Source organism: Psychrobacter sp. 1Y4, from assembly GCF_051847555.1.
Genome location: NZ_JBPYDE010000007.1, coordinates 158975 through 184386, shown reverse-complemented (window position 1 = coordinate 184386; position 25412 = coordinate 158975). Strand labels below are relative to the sequence as shown.

At 43.5% G+C, this 25412-nt stretch carries 16 protein-coding genes and 2 tRNA genes; 4 read left to right on the top strand and 14 right to left on the bottom strand.

Going from position 1 to position 25412, the window contains the following annotated elements:
- The first annotated feature begins 66 nt into the window (after positions 1–66).
- On the top strand, positions 67–723 hold the full coding sequence (locus ACS8FC_RS08190) for a DUF938 domain-containing protein (RefSeq protein ID WP_439261275.1): 657 nt from the start codon (positions 67–69) through the stop codon (positions 721–723).
- A 38-nt stretch (positions 724–761) separates the two neighbouring features.
- Here the strand turns inward: ACS8FC_RS08190 and ppc are convergent, their stop codons facing one another.
- On the bottom strand, positions 762–3542 hold the full coding sequence (gene ppc, locus ACS8FC_RS08185) for a phosphoenolpyruvate carboxylase (RefSeq protein ID WP_439296431.1): 2781 nt from the start codon (positions 3540–3542) through the stop codon (positions 762–764).
- An 84-nt stretch (positions 3543–3626) separates the two neighbouring features.
- Positions 3627–4439 (bottom strand): dienelactone hydrolase family protein, encoded by an 813-nt coding sequence (locus ACS8FC_RS08180; RefSeq protein WP_439296430.1) that lies wholly within the window; start codon positions 4437–4439, stop codon positions 3627–3629.
- Positions 4440–4846: 407 nt separating this feature from the next.
- Here ACS8FC_RS08180 and ACS8FC_RS08175 point away from each other — a divergent pair, with 407 nt between their 5' ends.
- Together ACS8FC_RS08175 and ACS8FC_RS08170 are read left to right on the top strand one after the other, a co-directional pair.
- Entirely contained in the window at positions 4847–6934 is a 2088-nt protein-coding gene (locus ACS8FC_RS08175) for a catalase (RefSeq protein WP_439261270.1), read from the top strand.
- 236 nt (positions 6935–7170) lie between these two features.
- On the top strand, positions 7171–7965 hold the full coding sequence (locus ACS8FC_RS08170) for an MBL fold metallo-hydrolase (protein WP_439296429.1): 795 nt from the start codon (positions 7171–7173) through the stop codon (positions 7963–7965).
- Between the two features lie 79 nt (positions 7966–8044).
- Here the strand turns inward: ACS8FC_RS08170 and ACS8FC_RS08165 are convergent.
- The 7 genes from ACS8FC_RS08165 to leuS all read right to left on the bottom strand — a co-directional run bounded on the left by ACS8FC_RS08165 (position 8045) and on the right by leuS (position 17121).
- Positions 8045–8120, bottom strand: a tRNA-Lys gene (locus ACS8FC_RS08165).
- A 221-nt stretch (positions 8121–8341) separates the two neighbouring features.
- Positions 8342–8417: transfer RNA gene (locus tag ACS8FC_RS08160), tRNA-Lys, on the bottom strand.
- A 378-nt stretch (positions 8418–8795) separates the two neighbouring features.
- Positions 8796–10745: a MacB family efflux pump subunit gene (locus ACS8FC_RS08155; protein WP_439296441.1), complete on the bottom strand. Its 1950-nt coding sequence runs from the start codon at positions 10743–10745 to the stop codon at positions 8796–8798.
- A gap of 198 nt (positions 10746–10943) precedes the next feature.
- A complete protein-coding gene (locus ACS8FC_RS08150; RefSeq protein WP_439296428.1) occupies positions 10944–12284 on the bottom strand; it encodes an efflux RND transporter periplasmic adaptor subunit in 1341 nt (446 codons plus the stop codon).
- A gap of 264 nt (positions 12285–12548) precedes the next feature.
- A complete protein-coding gene (gene holA / locus ACS8FC_RS08145) occupies positions 12549–13619 on the bottom strand; it encodes a DNA polymerase III subunit delta (protein WP_439296427.1) in 1071 nt (356 codons plus the stop codon).
- A 75-nt stretch (positions 13620–13694) separates the two neighbouring features.
- On the bottom strand, positions 13695–14372 hold the full coding sequence (locus ACS8FC_RS08140; RefSeq protein ID WP_439296426.1) for an LPS-assembly lipoprotein LptE: 678 nt from the start codon (positions 14370–14372) through the stop codon (positions 13695–13697).
- A 61-nt stretch (positions 14373–14433) separates the two neighbouring features.
- Positions 14434–17121, bottom strand: a complete 2688-nt coding sequence (gene leuS / locus ACS8FC_RS08135) for a leucine--tRNA ligase (protein ID WP_439296425.1) — start codon at positions 17119–17121, stop codon at positions 14434–14436.
- Positions 17122–17335: 214 nt separating this feature from the next.
- Here leuS and ACS8FC_RS08130 point away from each other — a divergent pair, with 214 nt between their 5' ends.
- A complete protein-coding gene (locus ACS8FC_RS08130) occupies positions 17336–17713 on the top strand; it encodes a Spx/MgsR family RNA polymerase-binding regulatory protein (protein WP_439296424.1) in 378 nt (125 codons plus the stop codon).
- An 85-nt stretch (positions 17714–17798) separates the two neighbouring features.
- On the opposite strand, the gene argB is transcribed toward ACS8FC_RS08130, so the two are convergent.
- From argB to ACS8FC_RS08105, 5 genes are all read right to left on the bottom strand, one after another.
- Complete coding sequence (gene argB / locus ACS8FC_RS08125; protein WP_439296423.1) at positions 17799–18710, bottom strand: acetylglutamate kinase; 912 nt, start codon at positions 18708–18710, stop codon at positions 17799–17801.
- Positions 18711–18858: 148 nt separating this feature from the next.
- Positions 18859–20751, bottom strand: coding sequence for a phosphohexomutase domain-containing protein (locus tag ACS8FC_RS08120; RefSeq protein WP_439296422.1), 1893 nt, complete (start codon positions 20749–20751; stop codon positions 18859–18861).
- A 113-nt stretch (positions 20752–20864) separates the two neighbouring features.
- Entirely contained in the window at positions 20865–21329 is a 465-nt protein-coding gene (gene dut, locus ACS8FC_RS08115) for a dUTP diphosphatase (protein WP_439261253.1), read from the bottom strand.
- Between the two features lie 155 nt (positions 21330–21484).
- On the bottom strand, positions 21485–22888 hold the full coding sequence (locus ACS8FC_RS08110; protein WP_439296421.1) for a magnesium transporter: 1404 nt from the start codon (positions 22886–22888) through the stop codon (positions 21485–21487).
- Positions 22889–23126: 238 nt separating this feature from the next.
- Positions 23127–25160, bottom strand: a complete 2034-nt coding sequence (locus ACS8FC_RS08105; RefSeq protein ID WP_439261249.1) for a UvrD-helicase domain-containing protein — start codon at positions 25158–25160, stop codon at positions 23127–23129.
- Positions 25161–25412: the final 252 nt, after the last annotated feature.

The window sequence follows — 25412 nt, the reverse complement described above, 5'->3', positions numbered from 1 at the left end:
TGTTGTTGCCTATATCCATTATTGATATCAGTGCTTTATTAAAACAGCATTATAAGGATGGCCGTAGTGTTTAATAATAATTCAGATAATACGCAATCCATTTCTCCAGACGGAATGCCATTTTCGCAAGCGTGTGAAAACAATAAAGCACCTATCTTAGATGTACTGCAAAAAGAGCTACAAGAGCATACTCATGTCTTAGAAGTCGGCTCAGGTACCGGTCAGCATAGTGTTTACTTTGCACCAAGATTGCCACACCTACAATGGCAAACCAGCGATGTAATTGATAATCATCAGGTGATACAAGCTTGGCATAATGCCTATCCCGCATCAAACCTGTATGCACCGTTGGCTTTTAATTTGTTAACAGATTCTATTCCAAAAACTAATACTGACGAACCTTATGACGCTGTATTTACCGCTAACACGTTACATATTATCGCTTGGCCTTTGGTTGAGAGGTTGTTTGAGTTGGTCGGAGAAGCATTACCGTTAGACGGCAAGCTGATTGTTTACGGGCCATTTAATGAAAACGGACGCTATACCAGTGCGAGTAACCAGCAGTTTGATAGCAGTTTGCGCCAGCGTGATGCTGGTAGCGGTATCCGGCATAAAGAAGATATCATCGCTTTAGCCAACACTCACCATTTAACATTAATAACTCAATATCAAATGCCAGCGAACAATCAAATTTTAGTTTTTCAAAAAGTAACCGCTAACTAAGTCAGCGGTTATTTGCGTCTTAATATCAGTATCAAGTTCTAACCAGTATTACGTAGTCCTGCTGCTAGGGCGTTGATACTGCGAATTAGCGGATCTTCTACGGCCAGTTTGTCAGTATTTTCGGCATTATTATTATTAGATTGTCGCATACGCTTTAGTAGCTCGATCTGAATATAGTTGATCGGGTCTAAGTAAGCATTACGCCATTGTAAAGAGGACGCCAGCTCTTGCTGTGTGGACAATAATGAGGTTTGTTCAAGTAGGGAGTTCAGACCAGAGTGGGTCAGTTCGTGCTCTTGCTCGACGGCCTGCATGACTTGTGTGCGTAAGTGTTCGTCTTTACACAGCTGACTATAAGCATGGGCGATATTCATCTCCGATTTGGTAAAAGCCATTTCAATATTGCTGATAAAAACACTAAAAAATGGCCAGTTCTTATGCATCTCTTTCATTAAGTCTTCATTTTGTTTGACACTGTCTAAAGCAGTGCCGACCCCATACCACGCTGGCAGAGTAAAGCGTGCCAACGACCAGCCAAATACCCAAGGTATCGCCCGAATCGTTGATTTGCTTGGTAGACCTTTTTTGCGGTGGGCAGGGCGTGAGCCGATATTTAGTAAAGAAATCTCTTGTACGGGCGTGGCTTCGGAGTAAAACTGGTAAAACCCTTCTGTATTATCTGTCAGTGCTCGATATTGCTGCTCGCCTGCATCGGCCAGATCCGTAAACAGTGCTTCATAGCTATCAAGCTGGGCGGGCTGCTCTACAAAACGTGACGAGCTGGCTTTTAGTGCGCCTGTGATACCCATGGTCAGCTCAAATACCGCCGTATCTGGATTGGCGTACTTGGCATAGAGCACTTCGCCTTGCTCGGTAAACTTGATTTGTCCGTTTAACGTACCAGCAGGCTGAGCGGCGATAGCCTGATGGGTTGAGCCGCCGCCGCGACTGACAGAGCCGCCACGGCCATGGAACAGACGGGTGCTGATGCCGTAATGGTTGGCAATACGAGTGATGGTTTGCTGGGCGCTATACAACTGCCAAGCCGAGGTAATAATGCCGCCATCTTTTGAAGAATCTGAGTAGCCCAGCATAATCTCTTGAATATTGCCTGAGTGCTCAAGCAGCTCGCGATATAGGGGGTTGTCCAGTACCGTTGGCATGATTTTATCGATGTTTTTGAGGTCTTCGATGGTCTCAAACAATGGCGCTACCGGCAAGGCGGCAAATAAGTGTCCGTCGTCATCGATACCAGATAAACCAGCAAAACGCATCAGCAGCAGTACTTCTAGCAGCTGACTGGCGTTATTGGTCATGGAGATGACATAGCTGCCAAAGGTATCGTCGCCGACCAGTTTGCGCAGTTTGGCCACTGATTGCATCAATGCCAGCTGCTCACGGGTTTGCTCGCTTAAATTATCGGTATAAATCAGCGGCGTGCCTGGTTTTTGTAGTAGGCGGGTTAGCCACTCTTGGCGCTCTGCTTCGCTTAGCGTTTTATAATCGGGCAAGTTGGAGGCATTGGCAAAAATATCGGCAATGACCTCGCCATGATAGCCTGAGTCTTGGCGAATATCGAGCGCGGCCAGATGAAAGCCGCAGGTTTTGACCAAGCGGATGGTATCTAGTAGCAGCCCTTCGGCATGTGCACTATCATGTGTGTTGACGCTTGTACGGATAAGACGTAAATCATCCAATAGCGCAGTCGGTGACAGATAAGCATTTTGTGCTGCATTCTCGTCTGTGCCTTGGCTTTGGATATGCTGGTTAGTGGCTTTTATTTTAGCGAGGATAAGCGACAACAATCTACGGTATGGCTCATGGTTGTAATCATCAGGGTTGTAACAAAAGACCTGTTGCTCCAGCTCGCTATAGTCTTTAATTCGCTCATAAATCTCGGGCGCGATGGTAACAATGCTATCGCTATGGATCAGCTCACGGCGCAGCTTTCGGATCAATACTTGATAATGGCGCAGCACAGTATTGGCATGCATCAACACTGCCATTACCGTGGTTTCATGAGTGACAAAGGGGTTGCCGTCTCTGTCGCCACCAATCCAAGAGCCAAAATTGACAAAAGCGGGCAGCGCATAGTCACTAAGCTCTGGATAAATCTCTACGATCGCGTCTTTGATATTGCGATAGACTTTAGGAATAGCGGTAAAAAGACTGGCGTTAAAATAATGCAAGCCATTATTGATTTCGTCATAGACCAAAGGCTTGCGAGTACGGACTTCATCTGACGACCATAGTAGATCAATGGTTTCGGCCGTTTTTTGTTTGGCCTGCTCAAAGGCAAGGCTGCCCTCAGGGTAAGTGCTCATGGCATCCGTGTGCTCATATAACGTTTGCAAAATATTCATCGTCGTACGGCGGCGCGCTTCGGTAGGATGCGCGGTAAAAACAGGCATAAATTTTAATTGATCAATCAGCTCTTTGATTTGTGCAGGTTCAATCTGACGCTCGCGGCACTCTGATAAAGTGCGACGAAAGGAGCCTTCCCAGCTTTGGTTCGACTCTGCACGCATCGTGCGGCGCTGTTCTCGCAAAAAGTTTTCTTCGGTTAAGTTTGCCAAAAAAAAGTAAATAGAAAACGCGCGAATGACGTTTTTTAGTGTTTGATTGTCTAGTGAAGCGATAAGCTCGATAAGTTGTTGCTTTTGTCCTTCATTATGCTCGCGGCGCTCTTGAATAAAACCTTGGCGTAAGGTCTCAATGGTATCTAACGTCTGCTGCCCAGATTGACGAGAAATGGCCTCACCCAAAAACGATCCTAATAGTCTAGTGCGCGCACGCAATACCTCATTATCTAACAACATAGCTATCCTTATTAATGAAAAATAGGGAATATACCCAGCAAAACCGTGCTGCTCTTATAATCTAACTGATAATATAGCTTAACGCTATTGATATTCTTCAGCTAAAAAATCCAAATAACGCTGCCAAGAGCGCTCATCTGCGCGAGCATCGTATCTATCAGGGTTATTAAAATCAGTAAAGGCATGAACTGCGCCGCTATACGTAATCATCTCATGAGGTACTTTGCTTGCTTTTAAAGTTTTACCCAAAGTAGTGAAGTCTTCTAACGGAACCGCTTTGTCAGCTGTACCATGAAAAACTAAAATCTCGCCACTCGTTTTATCATAATTTTGACCTTTTGGAATTTCGAGTCCACCGTGAAAGGGTACAAACGCTTTTTGCGGGAATCCTGATCGTGCAAGCTCTAAAGCAACGGTACCACCAAAACAGTAACCCATCGTCACGCCTTCGCGGACATTATTACCTTGAGCCTGTCCAGTGTTTAAAGCGGCCGCTAGAATACGGCGCATTTTACTGCGATCGTCGTATAGCGCCGTGGTCAAACGTTTTTTGTCTTCCAATTCAGTGGGGCGAATACCTGTGCCAAAAATATCGGCGGCCAACACGTTGTAACCTTTTCCGGCCAGCATATCAGCACGTTTACGCTCGTAGTCCGTTAATCCATCCCAGTCATGAATCAATAAGATAAAAGGCGCATTGGGCTGGTCAGCTTTGGCGTAATAGCCTTGATAAGGCTGATCGTCGACTTTATAGGTAATGTCTGTAGAGGTAATAGCTGCAGCTGTTTGGCTAAAAGTGAGAGCAATTAAACCTAATGAAGTTCCCAGCATTAATGAGCGATAAAGGCTCTTATAAGAAGAGTTAGATGTGGTTAATGACGTTAGTAACGGTGACATAGTAGATAGCCTCATAATTTAATAAAAGAGAGATAAATAGGTGGCTAACTATGGCGTCCAGTTATTTATCATCGGCGTTTATTACTTTATAAAATAATACCTTAAAGAAGATCTACATTACAAGAATCGTTTTTTAAGAGACGTAAGCTAAAAAAATAAAGGTCTTTCTAGTTTAAATGTATAAAATTTAACTAAATATCAACAAGGTTCACCATATAAGCAACTTATTTTTTGGGTAAGATAGTTTGGAAACTTATTATTTACTTTCGTTTTAACAATAATTGGTAGTGCTATCAACACAGACAACTGAACGACATATGAAGTCATCATTATCTCCAAGGATATAAAAACTGTGTGGGCACTTTACTCATGGTCCTAAAAGGCCTATTTATTAGCTAGGATATATTATGAAGAAGAATATCGATCATACTGACCCCGCAAAAGATATGAACCCAGCACGTGGAAATGGCGGTGAAACCCATCAACGTGCAGACGAGGATGGTAAAGTTTTGACAACGCAACAAGGCGTTGCTATTTCTGATAATCAAAATTCGTTAAAAGCTGGCCCACGTGGTCCTACTTTGTTAGAAGATTTCGTCATGCGTGAGAAGATCAACCATTTTGATCATGAACGCATTCCTGAACGTATCGTCCATGCTCGTGGTAGTGCTGCTCATGGCTACTTTGAGTTGACAGAGTCGTTAGAAGAATTTACGACAGCAAAGATCTTGACAGAAACTGGTAAGCAGACACCTTTATTTACTCGTTTCTCAACTGTTGCTGGTAACAAGGGTTCAAAAGATACGCCGCGTGATGTCCGTGGTTTTTCAGTAAAAATCTATACCGAAGAAGGTAACTGGGATATTGTTGGTAACAATATGCCAATCTTCTTTATTCAAGATGCTATCAAGTTTCCAGATTTAATACATGCAGTAAAACCAGAACCAGATCGCGGCTTCCCGCAAGCCGCTTCTGCACATGACACTTTTTGGGATTTTGTTTCATTAAGCCCTGAAACTATGCATAATCTTATTTGGTTGATGAGTGATCGTGCCTTACCGCGCAGCTTTAGCATGATGGAAGGCTTTGGCATTCATAGCTATCGTCTTTTAGATAAAGATGGTAAGAGTACCTTTGTACGTTTTCATTGGAAGCCAGTAGCAGGTGTGCAGTCACTTATTTGGGATGAAGCAGTTAAAATTTCTGGCGCTGACCCTGATTACAATCGCCGTGATATGTATGAAGCGATTGATAATGGCAAGTACTTTGAGTGGGAGTTTGGTGTTCAGTTATTTACTGAAGAAGAAGCCAATGAGTTTCCATTTGACCATCTAGATGCGACGAAACTGATTCCAGAAGAGATGGTACCCGTCAAAATCATCGGTAAAATGGTCTTAAATCGCAACCCAGATAATTTCTTTGCTGAAACAGAGCAAGTAGCATTTTGTCCATCGCACTTGCCACCTGGTATCGATTTCAGTAACGATCCCTTATTACAGGGACGTCTGTTTAGCTATTTAGATACGCAGCTTAAGCGTCTGGGTTCACCAAACTTTGCTCAAATTCCAATCAATGCGCCAAAATGCCCATTTGCCAATAACCAGCAAGATGGACATATGCAAATGCAAGTGCCGAAGACCCGCGTACTTTACGAGCCACAAAGTTTGGATTTAGATCGTCCACGTGAAAGCGTCAAAAAGGGCTTTGAGTCGTTCCATGAAAAGCTAGATGATGGCGTTAAAGGACGCATTCGTGCAGAAAGTTTTGCAGACCACTATAGTCAGCCGCGTATGTTCTATCGTAGTCAAACACCAGCCGAGCAAGCGCATATTGCGACTGCTTACGCATTTGAGCTTGGTAAAGTAGATACCCCTCATGTACGTACCCGTATGCTTGGGCATTTGCTACATATCGATGAAGACTTAGCAAATCGCGTAGCAACTGCATTGGGTATGGAACTGCCAGAACCTGCTGATGCTGCAGCGCCCGTACAGGATATGGCAACTTCTGAGCCGTTGCAGACGATTGGCCGTACGCCCAAATCTTTAAAGGGACGTTTGGTTGGTATCTTAGTTGCTAAGGGTTCAAAACATAGCGAAATCAAGAAGTTTGAAGACGCCATTAATGCTCAAGGCGGTATGGTAAAAATCGTTGCACCGAGTAAAGAGGTCGAATTAGATGACGGTACACGTATACAAGCAGATGAGCGTGTAGCAGGCGCACCCTCGGTATTCTTTGATGCAATAGTAAGTATCATCATGCCAGATCAAGCCAAAAAGCTGGCCAAAGACAGCTCAACCTTAGATTGGTTTACTGATGCTTATGTCCATTGTAAAGCGATTGCGTATTGCGGGGCGACTGAAGAATTCATCTTAAGTAAGCTACCAGTAGAAAAAGACAGTTTTGTCACGCCACTTGCTGATTTGGATGCTTTCATCGAAAATGCTAAATCGCGCTTATGGGAGCGTGAACCAAAGGTTCGTGATCTTGCATAGTTGACTAATACTGTATAATTTTTAATCTCTATCTTAAACTCAGCCTCTGTGCTGAGTTTTTGCTTTTTATTGATAAATATATAGGTTTTTGGTTTAAGCCTGCTGCAAGGTTATCTATAGTCACAAGCGTTCACTCAAAGTCGTTTATTTTAAATTGATGAACGCTATACTAAAGACTTTGTTGACATTGAAAGGAAGCCTCGCGATAAGAATGAATAATGAGGTAGGGAATCCAAATGAGCTTATGTGAAATCATGCGTTTAGAAGGGTATATTCAAAGTATATATCTTGCGGTATATCCGGACAAGATTATGTTATTAGATGGAGGGTGTCGACCTGACGTAGCGCTGGTACTCGACTATATTATGACGACGCTGCAACGACCGATAACGGATCTAAAAGTTGTTGTGGTCACTCATATGCATCCAGATCATGCCGGTGGCGCGCACAAATTCAGAGAAGCGACAGGTTGCATGATTGTATCTGCGGACAAAGATAATCAATGGTATAAAGGTATCGCTGGCCGTACCATGCATGTTGTGGATATGAGCCTTGCTCAATACGTCGCTAAGCGGCAAGGACGTCCACCTAGGAATTTGTATTATCCAGCTCATCTTAAACCCGATATCACCGTCAAAGGTAAAGACCATATACCGTATTTTGAGGAATGGCAGGTCATTGAGACGCCAGGGCATACAGATAGAGATTTATCACTATTTCATATACCAAGCCGGCAAGTATATACAGCAGACTTAATTATCAAACTGCGTCATAAGTTTGTAGTGCCTTTTCCTATTTATGATCCTAAAATCTACATTCAATCTTTGCAACAGATAAAGGATCTAAAGCCTTCAATAGTCATGATGGCACATGGGCGTCAGCTGCCTATAGATGGAGCAACTTTTGATATGTTGATTGCTCAAGCTCCTAAGGAGCCGCGTACGGTGAAAGATACGATTAAACATAAACTGCTATGGCGAAAAGATGCTGGTTTTAATTTCTTTAAGCGCGATCGCAATACTAAGCGTTAAAGAATGAATAAACGTTAAGAGATAACAAACGAAAAAAAGCCCTATCACTATATTGTATAGTGATAGGGCTTTTCAAATATGGTGGGCCGACCGCGACTCGAACGCGGGACCAATTGATTAAAAGTCAACTGCTCTACCAACTGAGCTATCGGCCCTGAGAAGCGTATAAAAAAGCACTGCTTTTTTAGCTTCGCAAGAGAAAATCCTTTAAATAGGATTTTCTAATACTTATGCATATAATCAATGTATCTGACTGTATGCAAGAATAATTTCCTTAAAGGGAAATTACATAAAACTTAATACCTTAGAGGTATCTTTTTACTTATTAACCAACTACCGGATAGGGTAGAACGATAAACAAGCGTCAAACTAAATATGGTGGGCCGACCGCGACTCGAACGCGGGACCAATTGATTAAAAGTCAACTGCTCTACCAACTGAGCTATCGGCCCTGAGAAGCGTATAAAAAAAGTATTGCTTTTTTAGCTTCGCAAGAGGAAATCCTTTAAATAGGATTTTCTAATACTTATGCATATAATCAATGTATCTGACTGTATGCAAGAGAATTTCCTAAAAGGGAAATTCTAAAAGCTTAACTTCTTTATATATCAAGTTATCAATATTAAAAGAGGCATTAAGCTTGGCTTCTCGTTCAGAAATTTTGTATCCCTAAACGTGAGAGCACATTATATATATTATTGTGACAATTACAACCCCGCTTTATAAAAAAAGTCCAAATCTTGTGTAAATTCTTCTATTTCTTTAACGTTTTTTCATTCTCTCTATTTTACGTAGCGTATATTTTGACAGATTACATCGATCATCTGCCGCTAATCTCTAGAAAGTGCTTCAACAGGGTCCAGTTTAGCTGCATTGCGAGCAGGTAAGAAACCAAAGACGACCCCGATAAGCGTCGAGCAAACAAAAGCTGCAATGATAGACGTTGGTGAGTAAATAACTTTAAAACTATCACCGCCTACATTATTGATTAATTCACCGATAGCAAACGCTAACCCAATACCTAATAAGCCGCCCAAAATACAGACGAGTACGGCTTCTATCAAAAACTGCTGCATGATATCGTTTTGACGAGCTCCAACAGCCATACGTACACCAATTTCATTAGTGCGTTCCGTGACCGATACTAGCATAATATTCATCACACCAATACCACCAACGATCAATGAGATAACAGCAACCGATGAGATGAGCAGTGTCATCGTACCTGTGGTCGATTCAATGGTCTGACGAATAGAGTCTGAGTTAATAATATTAAAATCATCTGTACCATGGCGACCTTCTATTATGTCGGAGATAGCCGACTCAGCTACACTAGATGAGACACTATCATCTAACAGTGCTATAAAACTATCAATATTTGCACTACCAGTTATACGTGACATCACAGTGGTATAAGGCATATATATGGCGGGTGTCGTGCTACTTGGCCCAAAGCCACTGTCGCTTGCCTCAAGGACGCCAACCACGCGTCCAGGCACACTACCGATGAGTATGACTTCGCCGATAGGGTTATCTATATCTGCAAAAAAAGCACTTTTAGCATTGTCATCGATAATAATATCTTGACTGCGAAGGTCGATACTTTGCGAATCGAAACCTTGACCTAATGCCAGCGTCTCACCAGTGACCTCTAGGTAATGCTCACCAACACCATTGATGGTCGAGTCTTCTTGCACGCTGCGATAGCGTACACTAGAGCTGGTATTGACTTGAGGGCTCACATTGATAACATACGGTTGACTGCTGACCGCTTCTGCATCTTCTGGTGTGAGGTTGTCATCATTATATTTACGTCGCGGGTCGCCTCTAGGGTAGCCGTCATTGACGGTGATGGTATTGGTTCCTAGCGAGCTAATATTTGCGAGAATTTGCTGCTGAGAGCCTTGACCAAGACCAACGATAGACACAACTGCAGCGATACCGATGATAATGCCTAACATGGTCAGCAAGGTGCGCATCTTGTGTGCACGCATGGCAAGTAATGACATCTTTAATGCTTCAAAAAAGCGATCGATAAAGCTAGCAAACGCACTTTTTCGGTGTTGACTAAGAATAGGTTCTGGCTGTTTTTCGGTTGGTTTGTAGTGCTCCGTTTTATAATCTGCTATAACGTAGCCATCTTTTAGTTCAATCACGCGCTCGGCTTGGGCCGCAAGTTTGGGATCATGGGTAACCATGATGATGGTATGACCTTGAGCATTTAGGTCATGTAAGATGGCCATCACGTCTTCGCCAGATTTACTATCTAGGGCACCTGTTGGTTCATCTGCTAAGATGACATCGCCACCATTCATCAGGGCGCGAGCAACAGAAACACGCTGCTGTTGGCCGCCTGAGAGCTGGCTAGGACGATTATTTACCTTTTCGCCAAGACCTAGATCGGTCAAGAGCTTTTCGGCGCGATTGATTCGTGCCTCAGTGTTCATACCAGCATATACGGCAGGGACGGCGACGTTGTCTTTGGCGCTAATGTCACCAAGCAGGTGGTAGCGCTGAAAGATAAAGCCAAAATGCTCTCGGCGTAACTCAGCCAGCTCATCTGCCTCTAGTTTGTTTGCTGATTGACCATAAATCTTATAGTCACCTGCTGTCGCCTGATCTAAGCAACCTAAAATATTCATTAGAGTAGACTTACCAGAGCCAGATTGCCCGATAATCGCGACCATTTCACCTTGATTAATCGTTAAATTAACGTCGTGCAATACACGAATGGTTTGCTCGCCGGCAGCAAACTCTCGAATAATACCCGACAGCTCCATAATGGGCTTGTCAGCGGTAGCTGCAGTATTGATATTATTCGGTGAGTTTGTTTCTATCGAAGCGCTAGTGCTGTCGGTCGGCTGTTTAGCAGATTGAGATATAGTCATAGCAATGTCTTTAATCAAAGATAGTGAGTGTCGTGATAAAAGGGCTAATATTTTTAAGCCCTTTTATCCTTAACATAGTCAAAGAATGAGTTACCTCCTTGGAGTAGCACCAGGTATACGAGTACCACCACCACGGTTTTCTGAAGCATTGGCACTACCTTCACCAATAATGACTTGCTCACCTTCTTCTAATCCGCTTAAAATTTGCGCATTTACTCGGTTATCAATGCCTACTTCTACTGTGCGAGGCTCTACTGTGCCGTCATCACTTAGTACGCGTACAATTTTATTGGTTTTGGCTTGTCCTTCACTTGTATTTTTTGCGGGTCTTTCTTGTATGGCTGCTGATGGTACAAGTAGGGTATCTTTAGCTTGATCGATAACAATATAAACCTGTGCTGTCATGTCAATACGAAAGCGCCGGTCCGTGTTAGGCACTTCGATGTAACCCACATAATAAATCGCAGAATCCGTTGAGCTGGTGTCACTGATGTTCTCAGGTGCAGGCTCAATGGCCTTGAGTATAGAATCAAACTTTTGATCAGGATTGCCAATGATATTGAAATAGACTGGCATGCCAGCTTTAACATTGATTACATCAGCTTCAGAAATCTGCGCATTGATACGTACGGTCGATAAGTCCGCTAAGGTAACGATGGTCGGGGCTGTTTGATTGGCATTGACGGTAGTGCCTTGTTCAGTAGTAACAGAGACTACAGTCCCTGACATGGGCGCGCGAATAGTGGTATAGCTTAAGTCTTCCTCAGCAGTACTGACGTTGGTTTGGGATTTGCGTAGTGCTGCTTGCTGACTATTGATATTTGCTTCTGTGGTGGCGATAGCAGCCTTAGCCGTATCGATAGCTGCACGCGCATTGGCAACGGCAGCTTTTGCTGTCTCAACACTCGTCGCTTGGGTGTCATACTCCTGCTGTGATATTGCGTCAATGGCAACCAAATCTTGTAAGCGAGCAAAATCAGATTGTGCTTGTTTGAGCTCAGATTGACGGCTGGCAAGATCGGCATAGGCGCTTTTAAGGCTGGCTTGTCGACTTAAATATTCTGCTTGTGCGCTTTGAATGGCCGCTTCACTTTGCTCAAGGCTTGCTTGCTCATTACTTAAGTTGTTTTTTTGCGTGACTTGATCGATCTGAGCAATGAGATCGCCTTCTTGTACTTCATCACCCACCTCTACATAGAGGCGTGTTACTTCACCAGATACCTGTGCACCGACGTCAACGGTATTCAGCGCTTTAACTTTGCCTGAGGCCATGACATTGTTTTCAATATCACCAATTTCTGCAGTCGCTGTTAGATAGCTAGGTTTTTCTTCTTCTGGTTTTAAAGTAGCATAAGCCAACGCAGATAATGCCACGATAACTAGGACGATGATGCCCCATTTGATAGCAGACTTTTTGCTTATTTTGCGCATAAAAAACAATCCAATCACAGTGAACACAAGTGTAGGTATGATAGAGCCTTGATAGGCAAAATGGAAACATAATTAGTTTGCGAAAGGTTAAGGTTGCTCTAAAAAAACAAAAGTGTAGAAGGTAAGTTGAGGCTGAAGATAGATTATCTGAAGTAGGCTATATAAAGATCAGTCGAAAAATAAGAAAGATGACTGTCGTAATTGTTGATGTAATTGGTTTTACAATAATACTTATAAAGAGCAGATGAAATATATTTCTGTTACTTATTGCATAGCGAACAACCTGCGCCCTGATAGCTCTAATGCTGCTTGTAATAGTAGCTCCCAAGCTGGCTGACGAACAAGACCTTTTATCGCTTGGTCACAGCGATACAATAGGGCAGGCCATTTGGCTATTTGCGCTCTTGTTTGGCGGCGGCACGCCTGCTGATATAAGCCTTGTTTGCTACGCCAAATGCCAAGAGCTTGCGGGTCTTGTCCATCCATCAGTTGCATAATTTGGCGCATGTCTTTACTGATCGCCCATAATACTAAGGTCGTTGGCTCATCAGTTGCTTTCAGCTGAAACATGATTTTCGCTACTTGCGCGCTATTACCTGCAAGCATTGCATCCGATAGATCAAACACGCTAAATTGGGCGTCATTGACTAAGGCAGCTTGTAAGTCTTTGACGTCTAAGGCGACGTTGGTAGCAGGCTTAGAGATGTTGTTTTCTGTAGTCTTATCGCTATTTGCCATCAATTGCGGTGCGAACAGATAAGACAATCGCCATAACGTTTGATAAGCACTTAAGAGATGATGCTCGGTATGGGACATGAGTAGTTGCCACGCTTCTTGCGATAGTTTCAAGCCAAACTGCTGTGCTTGTATCTGCAATAGCTGCTGACGTTGTTGTTCATTATATAAATTGCAATCAATAACGTGACCATATTGAGCAAACGGTGCGAACCATTTACTGCTCTGAGACCGCTTGTCTTGTTTAGATGTTAACCATAACAAACTATGACTATGCGCTCCTGTTTGTGCCTCTTGAGCGAAGCGTTCTAGCTCAGCGATGACGGCTTTGTCTGGTTTATGGTTGCCCGTCACGATGAGCGCGCTGGCATCGTCGAATAAAGATTGGCTACCCAGCTCTGACAAAACTTCTTGCCAGCTTTTAACAGATATTAGCTCAATACGCTTAATCGCGTAGTTTTGTGCGCGCCAGTGTGGACGCATGGCATCGATAAGCCATTGACTCAGTAACGGCTCATCACCATGTGCAAGCCACAAGCCTGCGACTGCAACGGTAGGTTGTAGTAGCTTTGGATAGGCTTGTATAAAGGTGTCTTGCATAAGGATTGAGCCATAACCTTTTAAGGTTGAAAAATTAAGGTATAAAAGTAAACAATAATAGCTTGAGCTACCGATCTAAGGGTTGGGTGCAACAATGTTGGTAGTCTCTGGGCTTTCAATCATCGGAGCTGAGTTAGGAGCAACCTTAGGTAAAGATATGGCCACATATTGATCTGTGATCCGGCGTGCTAAGCTATCATAAAGCCAATCGCGGATTTGGTCGCCTTGCTGATCATCAGTACTAACGGACGCCTCATTATACTGATAGCTACGCTCGACTTGGATTGGATTGGTTAAAGTCACAGGTTTGCCATTTTCGACAGTTTGATAATTAACATCTGCTGTCAAGACTAAGCGAATCTCTGTTAATACGCCAACCAGCTCATAACGCTTAAAACGTATGTTTTTTACTGTAATAGCAGCGATTGGTGCAGCATCAGTACTTTGATTGTTGTTCGCTACATCGGTCAGAGTCATGTTATCAATGACATCGACCCCCAAGGCTTCTAAGCGCAGTGTTAATGGCAATTTTAAAGGAAAGGAGGTGCGATCATCTTCAACAATCACTGCTGTTTTGGCAACATCAAATAGCATTGGTGTATCGTAACCACGTAATTGAAAGCCGCAGCCACTAAGTGCTGTCGCGGCACCAAGTACTGTCATCATTGGCAAAGCGGCAAGTAACGCTGTCGCTAGTTTTTGTGCGCTTGCGCTTTTGGGTTGTGACTGTGCAGCTTGATGCTTATACGACATAATCGCTATCCTTACGTTTTAAAAAGGCTTGGGGTCATCAAAATCTCCAAGCCTAAAAGATCTAACCTACCACCACGATATTGACCAATTTATTAGGGACAACGATTTCTTTTTTGATGTCACCAGTTAAGAATTTTGCCACACCTTCAATCTCTTTTGCCTGCGCTTTTAGCAGCACAGGATCGCTGTTAGGGGCGACATCCATCTTACCGCGCATTTTACCATTGACTTGCACCACCATCGTGATCGTGTCTTGCACAAGTGCGCTTTCGTCAACGGCTGGATAATTTAGCGTGACCGTATCGAGTCCCAACTGCTCAATTAAGTGCTCACCGACGTGCGGGGCATAGACTGACAACATAATTAACAAGTCAATCAAAGCCTCATGCTGTACTTGCAGATCTTGCTCATTAGTTGCTTTAAAGCTTGCAAGCTCGTTTGCAAGTTCCATAAGGCTTGATACTGGAGTGTTCAAGGCCAAACGATCACCCAAGTCACTATCAATCTTAGCAATTGTCTCATGCGTCTTGCGGCGTAAATTTTTCGCTTCTTTACTTAGGCCGTCAGTTTGCAGCGCTTCATTGTTTAGCGTATCAAGGCTCAAATTGGCCGCTGCTAACGCTTGCATATGCTCGGTTGCGATACGCCAAACCTTTTTAACAAAGTTATACGGACCTTTTAGTGCGTCATCTGACCATTCTAGCGTTTGATCGGCAGGGGCGGTAAATAGCGTATATAGACGCACCGTATCAGCGCCATACTTATCAATAGTGATTTGCGGATCGACACCATTATTTTTTGACTTAGACATCTTTTCGATTTTACCAATCGTGACTGGCTGTCCGTCAGTTTTTAAAATTGCTTTAATCGGCTGACCACGGTCGTTGTAATCAATCTCAACATCTTCAGTGAAATAATATGTGGTACTGCCATCAGCATTGACGCGGTAGAAAGTACCAGCAAGTACCATACCTTGCGTCATTAAATTGGCAAATGGCTCATCACCTGATACTAGAGACTCATCGCGCATCAATTTATGGAAAAAGCGCGCATAAAGTAGATGCATAACCGCATGCTCGACACCGCCGATGTATTGATCGACAGGCAGCCATTTATTGGCAGCAGATTTGTTGACCATATTTTGCGCATCGTTTGGACTAGCAAAGCGCGCGTAGTACCAACTTGACTCAACAAAGGTGTCAAACGTATCCGTCTCACGCTCAGCAGGATTGCCACACTTAGGACAAGTAGTATTCACAAACTCTGGCATGTTTTTCAAAGGATTACCGCGGCCGTCTGGAACGACGTCAGTTGGCAGTACAACGGGCAAATCCTGCTCTTCAACAGGGACTGTGCCGCAATGCTCACAGTTGACCATTGGGATAGGGCAGCCCCAATAGCGCTGGCGAGAAACACCCCAGTCACGTAGGCGATATTGGATTTTTTTCTTAGCTAGCTCTTGTGGTTCAAGCTTGGCAAGCATAGCTTCAAACGCTTGATCAAAATCCATACCGTCAAATTCATCTGAATTGACTAGGGTGTTGCGCTCAGTATAAGCAAGGTTTGGCTCAGAACTATCTGCTTTGGCGTCAGCGATGACAGACTCAGCATAACCATCAGGAGACTGGATGACATGTTTGATAGGTAGATTGTATTTGGTTGCAAACTCGTAATCGCGCTCATCATGGGCAGGAACCGCCATTACCGCACCTGAGCCATAGCTCATCAGTACATAGTTGGCAACCCAAACTGGCACTTTTTTGCCAGTCAATGGATGCGTCACGGTAAGGCCAGTATCCATACCGATCTTTTCAGCTTTAGCCAAATCTGCTTCAGCGACTGAGCCTTTTTTACATAGCGCATTAAACTGTGCGATGAAGTCATCTTTTTCAGCAGCATATTGAGCCAATGGATGCTCGGCCGCGACTGCCACATAAGTCACACCCATCAAAGTATCAGGGCGAGTAGTGAACACGTCTAAAGTATTGGTTTCGCCAGCCAGCTCATAAGGGAAGTGTACTTCCATACCAGCACTACGACCAATCCAATTGCGCTGCATAGTCAGTACTTCAGAGGGCCAGTGACCTTCTAGCTGGTCTAAATCGTCAAGCAGCTCATCGGCATAATCAGTGATGTTAAAGTAATACATGGGGATGTCGCGCTTTTCAACTGCAGCGCCACTACGCCAACCTTTACCATCAATGACTTGCTCGTTGGCTAATACAGTATTGTCGACCGGATCCCAGTTAACTGTCGCAAGCTTTTTGTAGACCAAGCCTTTTTTGTATAGCTGTAAAAACAACCATTGCTCCCACTGATAATATTCAGGGCTACAAGTAGCAAATTCACGTGACCAATCAATCGATAAACCAAGCAGTTTGAGCTGTGCACGCATGTTGTCAATATTGGCAAACGTCCATTCAGCAGGGGGCGTTTGATTGGCAATCGCTGCGTTTTCAGCTGGCAAGCCAAAACCATCCCAGCCCATTGGCTGCATGACCTCGAAACCTTTAAGACGATAATAACGGCTTAAGACATCAGAGATGGTATAGTTACGCACGTGACCCATATGCAGCTTGCCACTTGGATAAGGGAACATCGAGAGCATATAGCGAGCAGGCTTGTCGCTTGGCTCATTACCAACTTCAAAGCGCTTGTCTGTTGCCCATTTGGCTTGCTGCGCCGTTTCTATCGCTTGCGGATTGTAATGATTGTTTTGTATTTGATCGGATGTCACAGTATTGCTCATAGTCGGCTCGAAATTGAATATTACAGATAAATGGGGTGAAATTTTCCAATGCCATAGCATAGCCTAATTCGGCAAAAATTGCGATGATATGGTATTGTCTTTAATCAATCGTTTTGCTGTTTGAATAGTACATTTGGTTATTGAAGTTTGACTATTATCAGCCCGTGACAATATTTAAATATTATAAAAAAACATAAGTTAATAAGGAAAAGCAATGACCATTACTATTTACGGTATCAAATCTTGTAGCACCATGAAAAAAGCTTTTACCAAGCTTGATGAGCTAGATGTAAGCTATAATTTTCATGATTATAAAAAGCAAGGCATCGATAAGAAAAGCGTACAGCGCTGGGTAGATGAGCTTGGTATTGATAAAGTACTAAACAGGCGCGGAACCACGTGGCGTAAGCTGACAGATGAGCAAAAACAAGTGGCTAATGCCAATGTAGAGAGTGCCATTGATTTGCTCATAGAAAATACCAGCATGATTAAACGACCAATCGTAGAAGGTGAATGGGCAGCCAAAAATAAAGGGCAGCCAATATTGCTTTGCGGCTTTGATGAAGAGGCATTTAAAATGACTTTTTCATAAACGATGCTGATGTAGTCAATTATAAGAAAGCCCGAACTTAATATATAAGTTCGGGCTTTCTTATATGAATGATCGTCACAGCCTGTTAGCTCATTGAAGAGTCTAAATTGCGACTAATCAACGTACCGACACCTTCATTGGTGAAAATCTCTAATAGCGTAGCATGCGGCACACGGCCATCGACGATAACTGCGCTTTTTACACCGCTACGCACCGCATCAAGCGCGCATTGAATCTTAGGAATCATGCCACCTGAAATCGTACCATCTTCGATTAGGCTGTCGACTTTCTTTGGTGTTAGGCCAGTGACTACTTTTCCATCACGGCCTAGTACGCCTTTAATATTGGTCAGCAGCATTAGCTTTTCTGCTTGCAAAAACTCCGCCACCTTACCCGCAACCAGATCCGCATTAATGTTATAAGTGTTGCCTTCTTCATCGACCCCAAGCGGTGCAATGACTGGAATGAAGTTGGAAGCAATGAGCATATTAATCACGTCTTTATTGACGCTGACTACGTCACCGACGTAGCCTAAATCCACAGGTACCGCAACGCCGTCTGCGCCGGGTTTTTCTACTAGCAGCTTTTTAGCTTGAATAAGATTGGCATCTTTACCAGTCAGGCCAATAGCGCTGCCGCCATGTTTATTAATCAGGCTGACGATAGATTTGTTAACACTGCCACCAAGTACCATTTCTACGATATCCATGGTGCGCTTATCTGTCACACGCATACCGTCAATACGGTCAGACTGTCGACCAAGCTCTTTCAATAAATTATCGACTTGTGGACCACCGCCATGGACGACTACTGGATGTAGGCCGACCGTCTTTAGGAGTACGATATCACGTGCAAATGAGCTCTCAAGTGCAGGATCGGTCATCGCATTACCGCCGTATTTGACCACGATAAGCTTACCGACAAAGCGTTGAATATAAGGTAGTGCCGTGGTTAGCACCTCAGCAGTGTTTTTGGCATCATCTAAATTAAGCGACATCAGGCCCTCCTAAAATACAGTAATAAAGTGCAAGTTGTTTATGCACTTTTAGCTTATTATTGTGCCAGTAGTGGCAAAAGTATTGTATTAAACGCTATTTCTCAAGTAACGTTATTATTAAAAATAAAGCACTTATGTCTATTGAGTTTTACTCAGCAGAGATAGCCGCAATTTGCTCAGCCAACTGCGTATCAAAAGCTTGACATAAGGCGATAAAACGCGTTTGCACCTCTGTCATAGCAGCCAAATCATCTCCTGCAAAACGTACCGTAAGACTATGACTAGTGTTTGATTGACGCAATACGCCAAAACCATGCGCAAAATCTAGACGTACGCCGTCGATACGAGACAAAAGCGTACCCTTTGGCAACAGCTGCTCAGCCTGGGCTGGCGTTATGTGTTGCACGCTATCAAAACAATGACAAGGTGGCAACGCGACGTCATGAGTATCCTCAACCAAATGCTGTAAATAATGACAAAGGACTGCCAAATGATGCACAATTGAACAGGTAGTAGTAGCACTCTTAGGCAAGGGCAGGTAGTTGTCAGCGGTACTGACAAGCGTAGGTAGATACCATGTAATATCAGTTAGTCGATACGGCAGAGTCGCTCTTCTACGCGCCCCCCATGCATCGTAAGCTGGCGGTAGCGTATGAGTATTGGAATGAGTATCGTTACCTAATAGTGCGGTAATATCAGACTTGATAACGGTTGATGCCAGCCAATGCAGCAGACGTAGTCCAGCATACATAGCATCATCATAAACAATAAAATAATCGTCGTTAAAGATAAAATGTCCTGATAACTCGCCAGCAAAAATAGCACGATTGTCATGTGATTGAAGCTGTTGGCGCAGTAAACTGCTACCCGTTTTACTCATGACTGGTATTGCGTCGAGTTTTTTGAGTAATCGTGGTAAATGGTGAGAGCACTTTACATCAAATAAAACTTGCGGTGCAGTGGGCTTTTTATTGGATATGGGACGCTCTACAATGGCGACTCGCGCTAGCAAATACAATAAATGATCCGGCGTTACAACCTTACCACTGTTATCAACGATCATCAGTCTATCACCATCACCATCAAAAGCCAGACCCATATCTGCTTCATTAATAATAACGGTTTGCTGAAGCTCGGCTAGACGATTAGGCTCAGTAGGATCTGGATTGCCTGTCGGAAAGTTACCATCAGGAATATCATTTAGCACAATGACTTGCTGACAAAAGCGTTCAAATAAAGGCAGTGCAATTTTACTGGTTGCTCCATTTAGACAGTCAATAACGATTTTTAAATCAAGTTTATTGGTAACATTAGAGCGGTCAGGGGAGTAGTTTTGCGTTTCGATCCGAGTAAACACTTGCGCGATAGCGTCAATGTAAGTAGACACAACGGTATCGGTAGGTAGGCTAACAGGATCGGTTGCCTGTATCTGCGTACAGTAATTATTCGAAGATGGCGCTTTGGGTTTATTGGCAGGATAATCAGCAAGGCTTTTATAAATAGCTTGAATGTCGGCGTCACTAGGAGAGCCGTTATTAACCAACCATTTTATGCCTAAAGTGTTTTTTTCAGAGTGGCTGGCAGTGACTATAATGCCATGCCCCGTATATTGCTGCGCCCAAAATGCCATCATCGGCGTTGTGATAAGCCCCAGCTGGATAACCGTTAACCCATGTTGACTTAAACGATTGGCAAGCATATGCGCTATGGTATCGCTATCACAGCGTACATCATAGCCAATGACCACCACATTAGCTGATGGCACAGAGCGATAAGTTTGAGAATGAGGGTGAACTAAAAATTCTTCTTTATTGTGTTTGTTTTTTAGATTAGGATTTTTTAAATTGTGCTTTTGTATGTCATGTCTTTTTGAATAACGGTTTTTTAGAAAACGACTTTTTATTGAGTGGCTGGCTTGTGTTTTATATAGCTGTGCAAAAACTTCACCCAACGCCGCGATAAATTCAGTAGTAAAATACTGGCGTGCTCCGCGAATATCATAAGCACGAAATAGAGGGAGCTGGGCGGCAAAAGTCGGCATGACTATAAACTCCTCATATCCCTATTTATAATAAATGGCGTACTTACTTACTAAGTTCACCGCGGCTATATATATGTTACTCTGATCTAGGTTTTAACGCAGTTGTTTTAAATTTAATGACGGCCTGAATGTCCAAAGCCACCTGCACCGCGAACACTTTCATCGCTAAAATCTGTTACCACTTCAAATTCTGGGCGGGCAACGGGTACCACAATGTACTGTGCCATACGCTCAGCAGGATTAAGTACAAAGTCGTCACTACTACGATTCCAAACACTGACCATCAGCTCCCCTTGATAGTCGGCATCGATAAGACCCACTAAGTTGCCAAGTACAATACCATGCTTATGACCGAGTCCTGAGCGCGGTAGTATCATTCCGGCATAGTTAGGGTCTTGAATATAGACTGCCAAGCCTGTACCTACTAGATGCGTTGCTCCTGCCTTAATTGTCATAGGCTCATCAAGACAGGCACGCAAATCGATACCTGCTGATCCATCTGTGGCACGGGTCGGCATAGGAAAATCAGGATGCGTACCAATTTTGGAATTAAGAACTTTGACTTGTACAGCTTGCATAACACACTCACTTATAAAATTAGATTACGTAACGATTTTATATCGAACTGGCTATAGCCATTAGTAAATAGATAGCGATTATAAAGAACAACTACTCTTTGTCACGTTGTAGTTTTGGACTCAAATCTTTGCTCATACCTTGCAAAAAGTAACCACTATAATAGCAATACACTTGCCAGTCCTAAAAAGGACATAAAGCCGACGATATCGGTCACTGTGGTCAAAATAACTGAGGCAGATAGCGCAGGGTCAATGTTCATGCGCTTGAGCAGTAGTGGAATACTAATACCAGATACATTGGCAGCCGTCATATTGATGGCAATAGCAAAACCAATCACTGCACTAATCTTACCATCATGAAACCACATTTGTGCAATAATCGCCATGATAAATGCCCAAATAAGTCCATTAATTGCACCAACCCACAACTCTTTATTAAAAAGCCACCAACGGTTAGAACCACCAATTTGGCCCATGGCCATACCTCGAATTACGACAGTCAGCGTCTGAGAGCCGGCGATACCGCCCATACTAGCCACGACTGGCATGAGTATCGCTAATGCCACTACTTTTGCCAGCACTGCCTCAAATTGACCAATGACGATAGCGGCCAATAGAGCAGTACATAAATTGATGCCTAGCCAGACACTGCGGCTTTTGGCACTGGTCAAGATAGGCGCAAATAACTCCTCATCTTGACTAACACCTGCTAAGTTTTTCATTGTGCTATCGACATCATCTTGGATAATTTCCATGATGTCTTCGCCGTTTAATTGTCCAACCAGCTCGCCATGACTATTAATAATAGGCGCAAAACGAATGTCTTCTGAACGAAAAATAGCGGCAGCATCTTGGATGTCTAACCGGTCATTGATAGTAATAGCGTTGTCAGTAAAGCTTGAGACCAGTGAGCTCTGATCATGCTTGATTAGATCAACCAGACTTAGTAGACCCAATAATTGCTGGCCTTGATCAACGACCAACAGCTCTTGGCTTTGGTCATCTAGTAGCTCATCGTTTTCTCGTAGCCATTCTTGTACATGTGCCAAGTTCACATCATCTTGAACCTGAATGATATCAGGGTCCATATAACTGCCAACTTCCCAATCTGCATAGGTATCAAGTTTATTGACTTGCAGACGGATATCTTCGTCTAACGTTGCCATTACCGAAGTACGCACGGTGTCGGTAACTGTCTCTAAGATTTCTGAGATGTCTTGGGCATCAAGATCTTGCGTAAATAAAGAGATCTCTTTTGAGGAGATATTCTCCATCAGCGGCTGACGTGTATCAACTTCTAGCTCGGCAAGCACTTCGCCCCTCAGGTGTTCAGGAACCTGTGCCCAGATAATCTGCCGGTCTTGATTAGGAAAGGATTCTAATAAATTGGCAATTTCGTATTCAGACTGCTGTGTTAAAAAATCAGTAATTGCTGCATACGCATTGTCAGCCACCAGTCCTTGCAGATGGAGTAGCTTATGTTCAGCGTTATACTCTATCAAATTATATTCTGACTGCGGTTTGAATGGTTGTTCTGAGCTTGGCGTGGGGGCAGGCATAGGCATTCCAAAAAACAAAAATAAACGATGAAAAATAAACAACCATCAAGCAAAAATTAATATAGTCGATTCTAAATAAAACAGCCACATTATATGTCAACGCGGAACTGGTATAAATTTTTCTGGCGTGCTGTGGCTGTGCAGACAGAGGCTGCGTAAAATTCATCCCAGTCCCACTGTATCGGTTTTATACCGATCTACTTATAATAAAACAATTAACCTACGATAAAAACGGGCCTTAGCGATTACCAAGTAACGCACGGATATTAGCCAAATACTCATCAGCGACTGCTTCTGGATCTTTGGTGGCTTTTTTCTTTTTCGCTTTGGCTGGCCAGTCAATATGGTCTTCAGGCAGCTCATCCAAAAACCTTGATTCTGAAGTCACACGCATCTGCCCACCAGCGCGGCGCTGGGTTGCAAGTGTCAGTGTCAGCTCACGGCGCGCACGGGTGATTCCCACGTACATTAACCGTCGCTCTTCTTCGATCGTTTCACTCAAGATAGAGTTGCGGTGCGGCAGCATCTCTTCTTCTAGTCCCATGATATAGACAAAATCAAACTCCAAGCCTTTTGCGGCATGCAAGGTCATCAAGTTTACTTTGTTCGTATTCTCTTCTTCTTGCTGCTGCTCGAGCATATCGAGTAGTACTAATTTGCGAATAATGGTATCAATCGTTCGATCTTCATCTTCTTCAGCGCGGTTAATCAAAGACTGAATACTGGTATACAGCATATCAATATTATCGATACGATTTTTTTCTTGTTGCGGGGTTTTGGCGTCGCTACGGACAAAGTCAATATAGCCGGTCTCATCAATCATTTGGCGCACGATTGGTACAGGGTCAGGATGTTGATCCAGTTCACGAGTATAATGCTCGATAAATTCACCGAACTCCTTTATCGTGCCATAAGCTTTAGACGGTAGCACATGGCTAAGACCTGCATGGGTACAAGAAGCGAGTAGGGAGATGCTATGCTCTTGCGCAAATAGACCGAGCTTCTCAAGCGTGGCAGGTCCCATCCCGCGCTTGGGCGTATTAATAATGCGCAAAAAGGCACTGTCGTCTTCGGGGTTTAAGATGAGACGCAAGTAGCCCATGATGTCTTTGATTTCACTACGTGCAAAGAAAGATTGACCACCAGACAATTTATATGGCACTTGCAGCTGACGCAGCTGCGCTTCTAACATTCGCGCCTGAAAGTTACTGCGATACAGGACAGCATACTGCTCCCATTCATTACCAAAGCGTAGTTTATGCGTGACAATCTCTTTTGCCACGCGCTCAGACTCATCGTCATCGTTGCGACAATTGAGAATGCGAATCTTCTCACCATGACCTTTATCTGACCATAGCTTTTTTTCAAATAAATGCTCGTTGTTGGTAATGACGGCGTTGGCAGAGGTCAAAATACGCGTGGTTGAGCGATAGTTTTGCTCGAGCATAACGATTTTGAGCTTAGGAAAGTCCTCTTTTAGTAACGCCATGTTTTCAGGTTTGGCACCGCGCCATGCGTAGATAGATTGGTCATCATCACCCACGACGGTAAAGCGCCCTTGTGGTCCAACCAGATATTTAATCATCTCATACTGGGCAGTATTGGTATCTTGATACTCATCGACGAGTAAATAGCGAATACGGTTTTGCCATTTATCACGCAGCTCTCTGTTTTCACGCAGTATCTTGGTCGGTAGTACGATTAAGTCATCAAAATCAACGGCATTGTAAGCACGCAAATTACGCTCGTATAGCGCATATAAGGTAGCAAATATCATATCCTCTGGATCGTCTAAGGTCTCCATCGCTTTATCTGGCTCAATCAGATCGTTCTTCCAATCTGAAATCATCTTGATAGCCTTTCCGACCAGTTCACGACTCTCAGCACCGCTTAAGTTGTCGCGCATCATCAGCTCCATCAGTAAGCGTTTGCTATCATCGCTATCCATTATAGAGAAGTTGCCCTTTAGAGGCGTATGAATCAGCTCATAACGCAAAAACTGCAAGCCAAATTGGTGAAAGGTTGAGACCGTCAGTCCGCGCGTCTTTTCACTAGGCAACAGTTTACTTACCCGCGCTTTCATCTCACGAGCGGCTTTATTGGTAAAGGTCACTGCCGTGATACGCTCAGCTGGCATGTTGCACTCTTCAATAAGGTAGGCAATTTTGCGCGTGATTACCGAGGTCTTGCCTGAGCCTGCGCCTGCCAATACCAGTAGCGGCCCTGATACATAGAGCATGGCTTCTTGTTGTCTAGGATTGAGTTGACTCATAACGTAACCTGTAGGGCAAAAGCAAAAAAGAGGGTAGGCGCTGATATGTCATCGCAAAAGTGATGAAACATCGAGCACAATAACTGTAATAAAATGTAGAGGATAGCGTCAACACGCCATCAAAATTAGGTGGGTTATTATAAAGTAAAAATGCCACTTTTGGGCAGAAGATAATTAAGAAGCTAAAGCCTTGTATCTTTAGATTATAGTCATATCGTGCTTATAATAAAAAACGACAATCATGGTAATAAA